This is a genomic window from Lysinibacillus mangiferihumi, from assembly GCF_003049665.1.
Classification (GTDB): domain Bacteria; phylum Bacillota; class Bacilli; order Bacillales_A; family Planococcaceae; genus Lysinibacillus; species Lysinibacillus mangiferihumi.
Map to the genome: position 1 here is coordinate 49,820 of NZ_PYWM01000005.1, position 14,904 is coordinate 64,723.

The 14,904-nt window shown below is 34.3% G+C and carries 11 protein-coding genes; 8 read left to right on the forward strand and 3 right to left on the reverse strand.

The annotated features are described in order from the left end of the window. Positions 1 to 94 precede the first annotated feature (94 nt). The 3 genes from C9J37_RS06695 to hsdR all read left to right on the forward strand — a co-directional run bounded on the left by C9J37_RS06695 (position 95) and on the right by hsdR (position 5,714). Entirely contained in the window at positions 95 to 688 is a 594-nt protein-coding gene (locus C9J37_RS06695; RefSeq protein ID WP_107894763.1) for an HNH endonuclease, read from the forward strand. 671 nt (positions 689 to 1,359) lie between these two features. Beyond that, entirely contained in the window at positions 1,360 to 2,244 is an 885-nt protein-coding gene (locus tag C9J37_RS06700; protein WP_167397270.1) for an HNH endonuclease, read from the forward strand. 248 nt (positions 2,245 to 2,492) lie between these two features. After that, positions 2,493 to 5,714 (forward strand): type I restriction-modification system endonuclease, encoded by a 3,222-nt coding sequence (gene hsdR, locus C9J37_RS06705; protein ID WP_107894765.1) that lies wholly within the window; start codon positions 2,493 to 2,495, stop codon positions 5,712 to 5,714. Positions 5,715 to 5,864: 150 nt separating this feature from the next. Here hsdR and C9J37_RS06710 read toward each other — a convergent pair whose 3' ends face one another. Continuing rightward, positions 5,865 to 6,290: a hypothetical protein gene (locus C9J37_RS06710; RefSeq protein ID WP_107894766.1), complete on the reverse strand. Its 426-nt coding sequence runs from the start codon at positions 6,288 to 6,290 to the stop codon at positions 5,865 to 5,867. Positions 6,291 to 6,533: 243 nt separating this feature from the next. Between C9J37_RS06710 and C9J37_RS06715 the strand changes: the two genes are divergently transcribed. From C9J37_RS06715 to C9J37_RS06725, 3 genes are all read left to right on the forward strand, one after another. Continuing rightward, on the forward strand, positions 6,534 to 7,964 hold the full coding sequence (locus tag C9J37_RS06715) for a class I SAM-dependent DNA methyltransferase (RefSeq protein WP_107894767.1): 1,431 nt from the start codon (positions 6,534 to 6,536) through the stop codon (positions 7,962 to 7,964). Further along, on the forward strand, positions 7,957 to 9,429 hold the full coding sequence (locus tag C9J37_RS06720) for a restriction endonuclease subunit S (RefSeq protein WP_107894768.1): 1,473 nt from the start codon (positions 7,957 to 7,959) through the stop codon (positions 9,427 to 9,429). The genes C9J37_RS06715 and C9J37_RS06720 overlap by 8 nt, the downstream gene beginning before the upstream one ends. A gap of 522 nt (positions 9,430 to 9,951) precedes the next feature. Then, positions 9,952 to 10,737: a hypothetical protein gene (locus tag C9J37_RS06725; RefSeq protein WP_107894769.1), complete on the forward strand. Its 786-nt coding sequence runs from the start codon at positions 9,952 to 9,954 to the stop codon at positions 10,735 to 10,737. Here the strand turns inward: C9J37_RS06725 and C9J37_RS06730 are convergent. Next, positions 10,625 to 11,491 carry a phospholipase D-like domain-containing protein gene (locus C9J37_RS06730; protein WP_235617045.1) on the reverse strand — a complete coding sequence of 289 codons (867 nt, stop codon included), beginning with the start codon at positions 11,489 to 11,491 and terminating at the stop codon, positions 10,625 to 10,627. The genes C9J37_RS06725 and C9J37_RS06730 overlap by 113 nt on opposite strands. Positions 11,492 to 11,516: 25 nt before the next feature. Continuing rightward, positions 11,517 to 11,915, reverse strand: coding sequence for an 8-oxo-dGTP diphosphatase MutT (mutT, locus tag C9J37_RS06735; RefSeq protein WP_107894770.1), 399 nt, complete (start codon positions 11,913 to 11,915; stop codon positions 11,517 to 11,519). A gap of 345 nt (positions 11,916 to 12,260) precedes the next feature. Between mutT and C9J37_RS06740 the strand changes: the two genes are divergently transcribed. Together C9J37_RS06740 and C9J37_RS06745 are read left to right on the forward strand one after the other, a co-directional pair. After that, positions 12,261 to 13,178, forward strand: a complete 918-nt coding sequence (locus C9J37_RS06740; RefSeq protein ID WP_107894771.1) for an HNH endonuclease — start codon at positions 12,261 to 12,263, stop codon at positions 13,176 to 13,178. A 230-nt stretch (positions 13,179 to 13,408) separates the two neighbouring features. Beyond that, on the forward strand, positions 13,409 to 14,902 hold the full coding sequence (locus tag C9J37_RS06745; protein ID WP_107894772.1) for a type I restriction-modification system subunit M: 1,494 nt from the start codon (positions 13,409 to 13,411) through the stop codon (positions 14,900 to 14,902). Positions 14,903 to 14,904: the final 2 nt, after the last annotated feature.

Here is a 14,904-nt window from a genome sequence, read left to right on the forward strand (position 1 = left end):
CCTGTAAGATGTTATGGGATTAATACTTTAAATCGATACAAATGATGTGAATTTAAATATTACGAATAATGTTTTTGAAGGAGCAGATCAATATATGAATAATAAATATGAAGATTTTAAGCTGAAAATGGATATAAAACCTGGTGCTTATCATGGAAATACTGTCAGAAAAAATATTACCCAATCCTTATGGAAGAAAATCAGAAGTAGTGTATTGGAAGAAAGAAACTATGCATGTACTATATGCGGATATCAGCCGCCAGTTGAAGAATTTAAAAAACTTCATGTTCATGAAGTAGAAGAGTATGGAGAAGATGAATTACTATGCATTTTAAAAGATTTAGATTTAATCTGTGTCAATTGCCATTCCTGGCAGCATATAGGAAGAACTTTTAGTAAGTTAAATAATGAACAGATAAACAAGTTAAAGTTACACTTTATCAGTGTTAATAATTGCTCGGAAGATGATTATAAAGAGTATTTAAGAAAGTTCAAAATTAGAAAAAGGGAAGCAGCACTAAAAGCGATTGAAGTTGAAGTTAAAATGTTAGGAAAAAACACTGTTTTAGATAATTTAGTTTTATATCGCATTGAAGGTGCCATTCCTTTCAAAGAAGAGGTCATCAAACAATTAGCCAATAAAGGTCTATATCGATTTTATGATGATGAAGATGAGTTAATGATCTGAGGAGAGACTACTAGTCCCTTCAATATTTAAGAAAATAACCTAACACAATGTAGGGAAACAATCGCTGAATTTAGAATATAGTACAAGTTAGAAGTTAGTTGGTTAATAGTTGATTAATGATAGCAAAAAGGAATGTGTACCTATAGTATTGACCCCAACATTATAGGCAAATAAAAAAAGTATTATAGATACCTAAATTTCAATTTGGGGATGTTTTTTCTATGGGTACAAGATGAGTTATCTATATGAAGTAAAAATGAAAATGATTGAGATACCATTAGCAGCTGTGCCAATCAAACAGATATTAATAGACTTCAATATACGACATAAAGCACAGGTGGAAACCTGAAAGCGTTGTAAAGAAATGCCGAAATCAATAGTTTGTTAGTTCAGCGCACAGTACATCAAAGATGCTCCTGTGTCTCAGGCTCTCCAATGAAGCTGCATTTAACATAAGCTTCATGAAAAAAAGTGGTGTATGCGCTTTGGTCCTCTATAATAGAAAGTGAATTGTGTTTAGAGGGATATTGAACGAGAGATTTAACTCTTGGCAATATCCTTTTTAACTCTTACAGAAAATAAGAAGAATATCTATAAATGTTGGAAAAATGTGTATATAATTTTAGATGGTAACGACTAGCAGTATTTACTTTAACAATAGAGGTGTATTCATGAATAAATTTATTGTAATGCAAAATGCTACACATGGTGAAGAAATTAATGGTGGATATATGTGGTCACCGCAAAAAGACAAAAGGGGTTCTAGTAACCATGCTTATCTACGAATGACAACTATAAAGGCCGGGGATAAGATTTATAGTTGCTACGATAAAGCCATACGTGCGATTGGTATTGCTAAGTCTGATTGCTATATTGCAGCTCAACCACATGAACTACAGGAAAAAAATCTATGGTCAGATGCAGGATATAAAGTAGACGTGGACTATACAATTTTAGAACAGCCAATTATTATTGCTGAAATTTGGGGAGAAATGGAATTAAGTCGTCCACAAAAATATTCAGCTTTTCAAGTAGGGGGCAAAGGTAATCAAGCATATCTCTTTCCTTGCCCAGATGAATGGGATAGATTATTCGACAGTCACCATGCTGAATTAGTTATGGAAAAAGAAATGAGTAAAAAAGAACTAGAAAAAGATATTCATGAGTTAATGATAGATATAGAAAAAGAAGCAAATTACTTATCATTAGAAGAACTTGCTATAAAAGCGAGTCAAGCATCTGAAAAGGGTAACAGAAGGGTAACAATAAGTAGTTATAATCGTAATCCTTATGTTGGTTTGTATGTTAAAAAAAGAGCAAATGGTGTATGTGAGTTGTGTGATCAGCCCGCACAATTTAATGATAAAAATGGTTATCCATATTTAGAATGTCATCATATTGAATTCTTATCAGAAGGAGGGCCAGATATAATTGAAAATTGTGTTGCTTTATGTGTTGTATGCCATAAAAAAGCACATATCCTTAATGAACCAGCAGACAAGTATAAAATGTTGAAAAAAGTTGAATTAAGGGGTCCTTTGCAAGAGGTATGGTAATGTGTTGTTAAAATATACTATTAGTTTTATTAATAACCAAACATCTAAATTGACCACATGAGCATCATTGGTGTGGTCTTTTTTATGTTATGAAACATATTTCTTTTAATTGAATATTATACAAGCGTGTGCAAGGGTCCAATTGCATTATTCATAAGGAAAGTATGATTTTTACAAGAATAGTTATTTTACTAGTCCCAAATTTCCCATTATAGTACAATTGGATTAAATACATAGAAAAGCGGTGAATGATAATGAGTAACTTTTCTTTTTTTAAAGGCGATTGGGAAGTTTTAGCGAAGCTCGGTGAAAGCGCAGAGCGCAATCTTTATAATGATCCGCACACTTCCGTTATAAAATTACGTTTACTTGGCGAGTCGATTGCGAAGGCGGTATTAGCATCGGATAACATTCGTGAAGCGTATGATACTAGACAAGTAGATCGCTTAAATACTATGAAAAAAGAAGGCTTGGCTGAGCCTGAAATGTTAGATATATTCCATACATTACGTAGAAAAGGAAATACCGCTTCACATGAAGCATCTTATGGTACGACAGAAGAAGCAAAACAATTATTAGCACTAGCCTATCAAATATCTATTTGGTTTATGGAAGTGTATATTGATTGGGAATTTGTTGCACCTACATATAGAGAACCAGAGCCAGAAATAAGTTCACAAGAGCTTCAATTGAAGGTGAAAGCCTTAGAAGAAGAAATTGCAAAAAAAGAGAAAGAACTATTAAAACAGCTAGACACTTTAGCTGATGATGCAATTGCCAAAGATACACGTATAAGACGAAAAGAAAAGTCGAAGCTTCATGTACAAAAGCATCGTCTATCTGAAGCCCAAACACGTATAATTATTGATGATAAATTGCGCGCGGCTGGTTGGATTGTTGATACAGAAAAGTACAACTTTAAAAAGCATAAAACGTTGCCTGAAAAAAATAAAAATATGGCGATTGCAGAATGGAAAGTTGGTTCGAAGTATGCTGATTACGCTTTATTTATCGGTTTCCAATTAGTCGGTATAGTAGAAGCAAAAGCGAAACATCGTGATATTCCAGCAGCACTTGAAAGCCAAACAAAAGTTTATGCACGTGCAGTACAGCCAATTGATGGTATTGAACTATTGCCGCCAAACGGAGAATACAAAGTACCATTTCTTTTTGCTTCGAATGGCCGACCATACTTAAGGCAGCTTGAAGATCAGTCAGGTATTTGGTTCTGGGATTCACGTAATCAAACGAAACGAGCTCATGCATTAGAAGGTTGGCATTCACCAGCCGATTTAAAGCTCCTATTAGACGTAGATGACAAAGAAGCAAATGAGCGCCTGAAAAATGAAGATATTACGAAGTTCGGTTTACGTGAATATCAACAAAAGGCAGTATTAGCAGCAGAGGAAGCATTAATGCAAGGTGCTAGAAAAATGCTCGTTGCAATGGCGACAGGTACAGGGAAAACACGTACAGCGATTGCCCTTATGTATCGTTTAATTAAAGCTAAGAAATGTCGTCGGATTTTATTTTTAGTAGACCGTAATTCTTTAGGTCAGCAAACAGCCGATGCACTAAAGGATTCAAAGATGGAAAATGGATTACCGTTTTCATCGATCTATGATGTGAAGTCACTTGAAGATATGACACCAGATGTGGAAACGAAGGTGCAAATTGCAACGGTTCAAGGGATGGTAAGACGATTATTTTATAGTGATAATGAACAACTACCTTCTGTTGGGCAATATGACTTCATTATTGTGGATGAGGCACACAGAGGTTACACAAGTGACCGCGAAATGACAGAAGAAGAGCTATTATTCCGAGATCAAAATGACTATGTAAGCCAATATCGAAGAGTAATTGATTATTTTGATGCGGCTGTTCTTGGATTAACCGCTACACCAGCACTTCACACAACAGAGATTTTCGGTTCTCCAATTTATAAATACTCGTATACGGAAGCGGTTTTAGATGGCTTTTTAGTAGACCATGAGCCACCATATCTTTTCGAAACAGAGCTGAAAGAACATGGCATTAAATTTGAAAAAGGTGATGAGGTCGAGGTATATGACCCAGAACAAGGTGAAATTGTTTTAGAACAATTAGAAGACGAACTGAAATTTGAGGTTGAGCACTTTAATAAACGTGTCATTACGGAAGGCTTTAACCGCGCAATTTTAAATAAACTCACGGAATACATAGATCCAGAGAGTCGAGAAAAAACATTAATTTTCGCGGCAACAGACCAGCACGCTGATTTAGTCGTTCGTTTACTAAAGGAAGCATTTGAAGCGAACGGTGATGAAGTGTCTGATGATGCTATTGTGAAAATTACAGGTTCAATTTATCATCCAAATGAAATGATAAAGCGATTCAAAAATGAGCGTTTACCAAACATCGTTGTGACAGTTGATTTATTAACAACAGGAATCGATGTACCTTCTATTACAAATATCGTGTTTTTACGTCGCATTAAATCACGTATTTTATATGACCAAATGTTAGGTCGTGCTACTCGTCTATGTACTGATATTGAGAAAACACACTTCCGTATTTTTGATGCAGTTGGTATTTATAATCAGTTACAGAAATACACAGAGATGAAGCCTGTCGTGAAGCAACAGAATCAAACGATTGAGCAGATTCATAGTGCATTTGTACAAGCTGAAACACAGGATGAAGCGCAGCACTTTTTAGACCAATTAGTAGCGAAAATCCAACGTAAAAAGCAAAAACTAAATGATGAAGCCAAACGACAATTTGAACAGCTCTCAAACGGTTTAACAGTTGATGAGTGGGCTAAAGAGCTTAAAGAATATACACCACAGCAGGCACAGAATAATAGTGTGTTATTTGACTATGTAGCGACTTATAAAACTCAGAGAGAGCTACAAGTGATTGCCAATCATGAAGATGAAGTGACAGATGTTAAACGTGGTTATGGTGAAGGAAACGAGCGACCAGCCGATTATTTAGATGGCTTTGTACAATTCATTAGAGAGAATATGAACGAAATTCCAGCACTTCAAATAGTATGTACACGACCAAAAGATTTAACACGTAAAGACTTACGTGAGATTGAAGTGATTTTAGCAACGAAACATTTTAAACAAGAGCATTTGCAGACTGCATGGAAGCAAGCAAAGAATGAAGAAATTGCAGCTGATATTATTAGCTTTATTCGTCAAGCAGCATTAGGTGAAGCTTTAGTATCTACTGAATCACGTGTGAAAAATGCGATGCAAAAAGTATATTCAATGCATGATTGGACACCGAGACAGCGTAAATGGTTAGAACGTATAGAAAAACAACTTATCGAAATGCCTGTACTTTCTCCTAATCCACAAGATGCCTTTTCAGAAGAACCATTTAAAAGTCAGGGCGGTTATACAAGGTTGAAAAAAGAGCTTGGTGAAGAAGTGGATCAAATTGTAAAGCTGATAAATGATAGTTTGTATGCTAGTTAAATTAGAGATTTAAACACTTTTGAACAATGTGTTTATCTTTACTTAAAACTAGTCAAAAAAATTGAGCCATGTTGGAATTTTCACATGGCTCTTTGTTTTCTATTAAGATGACTTTTTAATATTTAATCAATCAAATTGAAGTCGTACTTTTTAAGTTTTTTTATTATCCAATAATAATTTAGTTGCAATTGCTCCAGCCCCTAATGCGACTGCTGTAACGATAGCGAATAAACCTGTTGCCTGATTTCGGTCTTTTTCTTCTCTTTCATTATTATTCTGTCGTTGTTTTTCTTTTTCTTCTCTCATTCTATTCATAACATCTTCTCTTTGCTTGTAAAGTCTTGATTTTTCTTCAGGATCGTCACATTCACTAATTTCTTTATTAATTGCATTTAATGTATCTGAAAGTGCAGTATTGTATTCTGAGGTTGATTGTTGATCAGCTTTAGTTATATCCTCACTGCTTTTTCCAAACTTCAGTGCTTCTTTTGCTAAATTAGCAAGAATTTTAGCGGCTTCAGCACTTGCTTTAACTGTATCATTTTCAGGGATTATTTTTTCATTTATTTCTTCCATAGTATTCTCCTACTGTTCATAATTTAGTTAACTATAACAATACCATATATTTACTTGTTTTTTTGGAAGTGAATAATAGATTTTAGTTTAAATGGATATAAATTCAAATGCGATTTTAATAGATAAAAGAATTAATAAGTGATCCGTTAAGGAGTTCTAGAAATAGAGCTCCTTTTCTAATAGAGCTATTAACCTAAAAAGGTTATAATGTGCATAGATCATAAGAAGGTATGGAGGAAGAACATGAATAACACAGAAATTGTCTCAAAACTTTGGGGCTTAGCGAATGTATTACGTGATGATGGGATTACTTATCAACAATATGTAACGGAATTAACATATATCCTATTTTTAAAAATGATGAAAGAGCAAGAAATGGAAGCGGTAATTCCAGAAGGCTATCGCTGGGATGATTTACTTGCTAAAGAAGGTATTGAGCTAAAAGAGTTTTATCAAGGACTATTATTAAAGCTTGGTAGTAGTGAAGTCGAAAACGAGCGCTTACGCCAAATTTATAACGGTGCAGCAACAAGTATTGATGAACCGAAAAACCTAGAAAAGCTAATCAAATCAATTGATGAACTAGATTGGTATAACGCAAAAGAAGAAGGTTTAGGTGATCTATACGAGGGATTACTTGAGAAAAATGCAAGTGAGAAAAAATCAGGTGCAGGTCAATACTTTACACCACGTGTCTTAATTGATGTAATGGTGAAACTAATTGAACCGAAAATTGGAGAACGATGCAATGACCCAGCAGCGGGTACATTTGGTTTCATGATTGCAGCGGACCGCTACTTAAAAGAGCAAACAGATGATTACTTTGATTTATCACCAGAGCAAGCTGAGTTCCAAAAGAAAGAAGCTTTCACAGGTATGGAACTTGTAAAAGATACACACCGTTTAGCCTTAATGAACGCATTACTTCATGATATGGAAGGGCGTTTAGAGCAAGGGGATACTTTATCAGCAAACGGTAAATGGATGAAGAACTTTAACGTCGTATTAACCAACCCACCATTCGGTACAAAAAAGGGCGGGGAACGTGCAACACGTGATGACTTAACATTTGAAACATCGAATAAACAATTAAACTTCTTACAGTTAATATATAACTCACTTGTTACCGATGGCACAGGTCGTGCGGCTGTTGTATTACCTGATAATGTATTATTTGAAGATGGAGTCGGTGCAAAAATCCGCCAAGACTTAATGGACAAGTGTAATCTTCACACAATCTTACGTTTACCAACAGGTATTTTCTATGCACAAGGTGTGAAAACAAATGTCTTATTCTTTGAACGTGGCACAAAAGATGAAGGTAATACAAAAGAGGTTTGGGTATATGACCTACGTACAAACATGCCATCATTCGGTAAACGAACACCATTAACTGAGAATCACTTTGGTGGATTTATTGAAGCTTATCACGCAGAAAATCGTACAAAAGTAGAAGATGAACGTTGGAACTTATTCACACGTGAAGAGATAGGATCTAAAGGTGATAACTTAGATATGGGTTTAATTGTAGATGAATCATTATCTGCTTATGACAACTTACCAGATCCAATTGAATCGGCAGAAGAAGCGATTGATAAGTTGCAACAAGCGATGAATTTACTAGGTCAAGTTGTAGCTGAACTGAAATCGATTGAGGTGAAGGCTGGTGACTAAGAAGAAAAAGACTTTAGTAGAGTTGTTAGAAGAAGTTGTAGTACCAGAGGATGAGCAGCCTTATGGGATTCCTGAGAATTGGGAATGGTCCCGATTAGAAGGAATCAGTAACTATATTCAAAGAGGTAAATCTCCTAAATATGTTGAAAGTTCTAATGCAATAGTTGTATCTCAAAAATGTGTTCAATGGAGTGGATTTGATATAAGTGTAGCACGTAATATCGATGAGGCTACACTAGTAAAATATGCAGAAGAACGATTTTTAAGAAAATTAGATTTATTATGGAACTCGACAGGCACAGGAACAATTGGAAGAGTAGCAATCATTGAAGAAGAAGTGATACATCCAACTGTTGCAGATTCTCATGTGACAGTGGTTAGAGCTAATCAAAAGTTAGTCTTTCCAAAGTATTTATATTATTGGTTAAGTAGCACTTTTATTCAAAATAAGCTAGAAAATTCTTATAGTGGTAGCACTAATCAAATTGAGTTAAATCTGAGTGATGTGAAAAAAGAAGTAATTGTTTTACCTCCGTTGGAAGAGCAAAAGAGGATTACAAATCAAATTGAAGTTTTATTTGCTAAGTTAGATGAAGCAAAACAATTGATAGAAGAAGTGAAAGAAACTTTTGAACTTCGTCGTGCGGCTATTTTGGAAAAAGCTTTTAGTGGTGAACTTACATTGGAATATCGAAATGTAAATCAGTGTATTGAGTTAGTTAAACCAATAGCAAGTAGTAAAAAATTTAAATCTCAAATTGATCAATCGATAACTAACACGTTATATTCATTACCTGAAAATTGGAAATGGGTTACACTCAATAATTTGATTGAATCAATGACTTATGGCTCATCAGCTAAAACAGATGATGATAGTAGTGGGAAAGCAGTTTTAAGAATGGGGAATATCCAAGATGGAAGCTTGTTAAATGATAATTTGAAGTATTTACCTTTAAATCACTTAGACGTGAAGAAATTTGTTTTAGAAGAAAACGATATATTATTTAATAGGACAAATAGTTATGAACTTGTAGGGAAGAGCGCGTTAGTTACCCAAGAATTTGAAGGCTATTCATTTGCTTCATATCTAATTAGATTAAGTTTAATTGATAAAGAAATATTAGCTCCGTATGTAGTTACCTTTATTAATTCGAAAATAGGAAGAAAAATGTTGTTGTCTATGGTGACGCAACAGGTTGGACAAGCAAATATTAACTCTCAAAAGTTAGCTTCTTTACCTATTCCTTTGCCACCCAAAAATGAGATTGTAGAAATCAATAAAATTATAGAGAATTTAAAAGCTAAAGAAAGGAAAGCTATAGAAAGTTTGAATCTTGATGTAGACTTTGCAAACTTAAAACAATCAATTCTCTCAAAAGCCTTCAAAGGTGAACTTGGTACAAATGACCCGACAGATGAATCAGCAATCGAATTATTAAAATCGATGCTTCAAGAAAAGTTATAATTGTTGTTTGTATTAATTCGGTCAGACACCAAAATAGTCCACTCGTTAAATTATCGGGTGGGCTATTTTTTATGCCATTAAAGTTATGGAAACGTAGCTGAACATAACTTGATAATTTAGAAGAAGTAAGTATTAAAAGCTAATATTCAAAATTTTAATTACTTTTTTAGCCGTTAAAGAGTATGAATGTTATAATTTGGATATGGAATTACTCATAATTAGTGTTATAGGCAGTCCAATTAATAAAACAGATAAGAGAATTTCTCTGGAAAGTATTACATCTAACCAATTTGGGAGTGGAATGGTAATGAGGAAGCATAACAAAAGGAGTTGTGTGTAATATTACGCACCAGCCCTTAAATGTTGTTAGGTGATGGGAATGGATCTGCGAAGATTATAGAGGGCAAATTTTTAAAGTTGGATATGAGTAAAGCTACAATAGCAAATTAAAGTATATGCAGCAGACGATTTAAAGGTTAAAACCGTCTGCTTTATTAATTTTCGAAAAGGGATGAGATAAGAATGAAAAGGTATGCACTAATAATTATTATTTGGTTGCTTATGACGATTTCCGTTAGTGCCCATCCAGGAAATACAGATGATTCAGGAAAACATTCGTGTTGGACGAATTGTGCGAAATGGGGACTAGAATATGGAGAGTACCATGGACATGATGGTGACTCAACTTCAAGCTCTAGTTCAGATTATACGACTTCAAACAGCGATGAGAGCTACGATACATATGATGATTCACCCTACATATATGAAACAGAAGGTGATGATTTAGAAGCAGAAGGCTATTCTAGAGGTTATACAGCTGGAGAGTCAGGAGCTGTATATGATGAATATGATTACTATTTACATAGAGGAAATTCACCAGCTGCATATGAACGGTATTCACTTGGCTATGAATTAGGCTATAAGGAAGGTAAGGTTGCTTTAGAAGAGAAGATAAAAGCTCAAAAAATTGCTGATGAAGAAGATGGAAGAAAATCAGGTGAGAAAAAGGCGGCAGACGATTATTTAGATAAAATAAATCAGCCGATAGAAAATAAAGAGAAGAGTTTAGAATGGAATAAAGGTTTTCGAGAAGCGTATGAAGATGTGCAAAGTGAACTAGAAAATATTGCAGGTGTTGCATTTGAAGATGGTTATTCTTTATCGAAAATTAAGACATCTTATAATAAATATGAAGCTAGTATATATGAAGCCGGATATGAAGCTGGTTTTGAAGAGCGCAAAAAAGAAGTTTTTGATGAGGGTTATAATGATGCATATAAGTTTTACCTGTACCTGTTGCAGAGATAATTAATCCTTTTTTAGCGCCTGTTGCACGAAGCGTATTTAATTGTTCTAATGCAGCTGTTTGCATTTTATTTGGTTGAATAGCTAAGCTTTCTTTAAGCGTATTTGTTAAATATTCAGCACTTAGTTCTAATGTATTCGAAGTAGTATATTTAACAAGAGGCTGTAACTCGTAATGTTGTTTGTAATTAGCAATCCATTCTTCCTTTAAAGGAAGGGCTTTATTCCAAGCATCTTCAAATTGATTTTTTAATTGATTAATAATTTCTCCATTTACTAATGAAGTTAAAAATACATTCCACTCATAGTTTGCTTTTAAAGCACTATCAGTTAAATTGGAGCTTCCGACAATTAAAGAGTAGTAGTCTTGATGTTCAAAAATATAGCCTTTTGAATGAAAACCTTTTTCACTAGTTACTCGCACTTCAACGTTTTCAAGTTTAAGAAGCTCTTTAAACATTTTCGGCTGGTTAAAGTTTAGAAATGTTGACGTTAAAATGCGTCCATTAATTCCTTTTTGCTTTAAGTCGTAAAGCATTGTTTTTAAGGTTGCTAAACCCCCCTCAGTAATAAAGGCGACTGAAAAAATAAATGTCTTACATGTTTTTAATTCTTGAAGTATTGTCGATAAGACAGTTTCATGATGCTTGTTTGTTAGAAGTTTTGGTTTAAATTGTGCAGTGACAGTCTTGTTTTGATCGATAAACCCCTTGTAAAGAGAGTTTTCGATTTTTTGAATCAGTTGCAATTGCTCCATATAAATTCACATCATTTCATTCATTTTATTTTGCTTCATTTGTAATCTTCACTACTGCAGGGACATCCGCAGGGGCGAAATTCAACTGTGTAAGTTTATCTCGCGTAACCCATTTCGTGGCAGCATGTTCTAATGCATTTGGTTGTCCTTCTTCTAATTGTGCTTTGTATGTTTCGAGTCGAACAATTACTCTTTCATATTCATATGTTGTATCTTCTACTTTTGCACCTACTTGAATCGTACAAGCAAATTCCTCCTGAATTTCTCGTTTTAACGCTTGTTCAGGTGTTTCTCCAATTTCAATTTTCCCACCAGGAAATTCCCAGTGATTTGCTAAATCCATTTCTGGACTTCTTAGGGCACAGAAGATTTCATTTTTTTCATTTTCGATAATCGCACCAACGACATGGACAGTTTTTTTCATAATATATCACCTTTTTTCTTTTTAATAATTTAAGTTTAGCTTATTTTAGTAGCATATTACATCTCATAGACGAACTCAATCATATTCCTTAAAGCCTAGTTTTATAAATAATACTTAGGTTTTTCTTATTTTTGAGGATAAGATTTATCTGGAAGGTGAACAAAAAAGTAAAAATAATCAAAAGCATACTAAAAACAAAGGTCTCATATGATGACGGGATAAAAAATAAGTACGTTATTAAAAAGAAATGGTACAAGAACAAAAGAAAGACATTCATTCTATTGATCAAATGAAATTGTACTTTAGTTATAATAGAAGAAATGGATAATAGAATAGGAGAAAAAAATGAACCACTACATCGTCATGCAAGGGCATACCTATCAAGAAGAAAAAGAAGCACAAATCATTTGGTCACCACAAAAAGATAAAGGAGGAAACACTCCGCACTCATGGCGACGTATGATGGAAGTGAACGAGGGAGACCGTATTTTTCATTATGTAAAAGGAAAGATTGTTGCAATTAGCATTGCTTTGTCTAATTGTGAGGAAGGCATAAAGCCTACGTCAATGACATCATATGACCAGTGGGAAGAAAAAGGTTTTCTCGTAAAGCTGCAATATCATGAATTAGAACAACCATTAACGATTAAAGATTATTTTAATGAGTTAAAAATGTTATTGCCTGTTAAATATTCAGCTTTTCAGCAAGATGGGGATGGAAACCAAGGTTACCTATATCCCTGTAATGAAGAGCTGGCAATCAAGCTATTAGATATTATTAGTGATATGAATATTTATCAAGTAGATGAAGAACAGCTAGAGCTTGCGATTGGAACGATAGTACGGACAGAACGAAATACGCTTATTCCTGTGATTACAGAAACAGAAGCTGAAGCGAAACGTAAAATTCGTATTGGCCAAGAGAAATTTAAAGCAGCTTTATTACCTTTATGGAATCATCAATGTGCACTTTGCGGTATCGAGCTACCTGCTCTTTTACGTGCAAGCCACTCAAAGCCTTGGCGGGAGAGTTCGAATGAAGAACGCTTAGATCCGTATAATGGTGTATTGCTTTGCTGTAATCATGATGTGTTATACGACCAAGGTTATATTACATTTGATGGAACTGGCTTAATTCACATTTCAGAACGGATTCCAGCCACAGATTACGGAATGTATAACATTCATCAAAAGATGAAGGTTTCAAGGTATGAAGAGAATAAGCTGTACTTTAGATGGCATAGGAAATATATATTTCAATAAGTAGAGAGGGTTAATGCCTCTCTGCATTTTTTATTTTGTCTGATGAAATCGAAAAGCTATAATTATTAGATGGCATTCACTAGACGAGCTTTATGTATTGTATTATGAATGGATAATTTCCATAATAGCTTAGTTAATAAAATGTCTATCGCTTTTAAAAGTGTTTTAATAGATAATAAGTAATATACGTTATTTACCGTGAATGGTAATTTCGATAGGAGGAACACAGCATGATTACAGGTGAAATTAAGAATAAAATTGATAATATTTGGACGACGTTATGGACGGAAGGGAATACAAACCCGTTAACAAACATTGAACAATTAACATATCTACTGTTCATTAAAGGCTTAGACGAAGGTGAATTAAAAAAAGAAAACGAAGCGGCATTTTTAGGGCTTGAATATAAAGGTATCTTCTCCGAAATATCAGCAGACTTTACAGATATGCAAAAAAAGCATTGGCCGATGTTAAGATGGACTCAATTTAAAAATCTACCTGCACAAGAAATGTATGAAGTAATGGTGAACACGATTTTCCCGTTCATTAAAACATTAGGTGGTAAAGATGAATCAGCTTTTTCGAAGTATATGAAAGATGCAATGTTCCAAATTAACAAGCCAGCTACGTTACAAAAGGTTGTAACAGCACTTGATAGTATCCCAATGGAAGACCGCGATACACAAGGTGACATTTACGAGTATCTATTATCGAAGCTGCAAACATCAGGTACAAATGGTCAATTCCGTACACCACGTCACATTATTAAAATGATGGTGGAATTAATGAAGCCATCACCAGAAGATACAATTATTGATCCAGCAATGGGTTCAGCAGGATTTTTAGTAGCTGCAAGTGAATACTTACGTAAAAACCATAGTGACCTATTTTTAGTACAAGGCTTAAATGAACATTTCCATCACAATATGTTCTTTGGTAATGATATGGATACAACGATGCTACGTATTGGTGCGATGAATATGATGCTACACGGCGTAGATGCGCCAAATATTGATTATCGTGATTCATTATCTGAGGAAAATAAAGATGCAGATAAATACACATTAGTACTAGCAAACCCTCCATTTAAAGGTTCATTGGACTATGAAGCGGTATCAAATGACTTATTAAAAGTAGCGAAAACGAAAAAAACTGAGCTGTTATTCTTATCGCTTATTTTACGTACGCTAAAACCAGGTGGCCGTGCAGCAGTAATCGTGCCAGACGGCGTATTATTCGGTAGCTCAAATGCCCATAAAGCGATTCGTCAAGAAATTATTGATAACCACAAATTAGAAGCCATCATCTCCATGCCAAGTGGTGTATTTAAGCCATATGCAGGGGTTTCAACCGGTATTATAATTTTCACGAAAACAGGTACAGGTGGAACGGATAACGTATGGTTCTATGATATGAAAGCGGATGGTTTCTCATTAGACGATAAACGCGTACCAATTGAAGCAAATGACATTGAAGATATACTTACACGTTTCGGTAACCTACAAGGTGAAGTAGAACGTAAACGTACAGAGCAATCATTCTTTGTACCAGTCGATGAAATTCGTGAGCAAGGTTATGATTTGTCAGTTAATAAATATAAAGAGGTTGAGTATGAGGAAGTGGAGTATAAATCGCCAAAAGAAATAATTCAATATGTTCAGCAACTAGAGGTTGAAATTATTAAAGGATTAAAAGAATTAAATACTTTAATTGGTGAGGAATAAAA

Bases quoted from the DNA above. Each gene is read 5' to 3' on its own strand.
- C9J37_RS06695 (WP_107894763.1), top strand. From the start codon at position 95: ATGAATAATAAATATGAAGATTTTAAGCTGAAAATGGATATAAAACCT.
- C9J37_RS06700 (WP_167397270.1), top strand. From the start codon at position 1,360: ATGAATAAATTTATTGTAATGCAAAATGCTACACATGGTGAAGAAATT.
- hsdR (WP_107894765.1), top strand. From the start codon at position 2,493: ATGATAATGAGTAACTTTTCTTTTTTTAAAGGCGATTGGGAAGTTTTA.
- C9J37_RS06710 (WP_107894766.1), bottom strand. From the start codon at position 6,290: ATGGAAGAAATAAATGAAAAAATAATCCCTGAAAATGATACAGTTAAA.
- C9J37_RS06715 (WP_107894767.1), top strand. From the start codon at position 6,534: ATGAATAACACAGAAATTGTCTCAAAACTTTGGGGCTTAGCGAATGTA.
- C9J37_RS06725 (WP_107894769.1), top strand. From the start codon at position 9,952: ATGAAAAGGTATGCACTAATAATTATTATTTGGTTGCTTATGACGATT.
- C9J37_RS06730 (WP_235617045.1), bottom strand. From the start codon at position 11,491: ATGGAGCAATTGCAACTGATTCAAAAAATCGAAAACTCTCTTTACAAG.
- mutT (WP_107894770.1), bottom strand. From the start codon at position 11,915: ATGAAAAAAACTGTCCATGTCGTTGGTGCGATTATCGAAAATGAAAAA.
- C9J37_RS06740 (WP_107894771.1), top strand. From the start codon at position 12,261: ATGAACCACTACATCGTCATGCAAGGGCATACCTATCAAGAAGAAAAA.
- C9J37_RS06745 (WP_107894772.1), top strand. From the start codon at position 13,409: ATGATTACAGGTGAAATTAAGAATAAAATTGATAATATTTGGACGACG.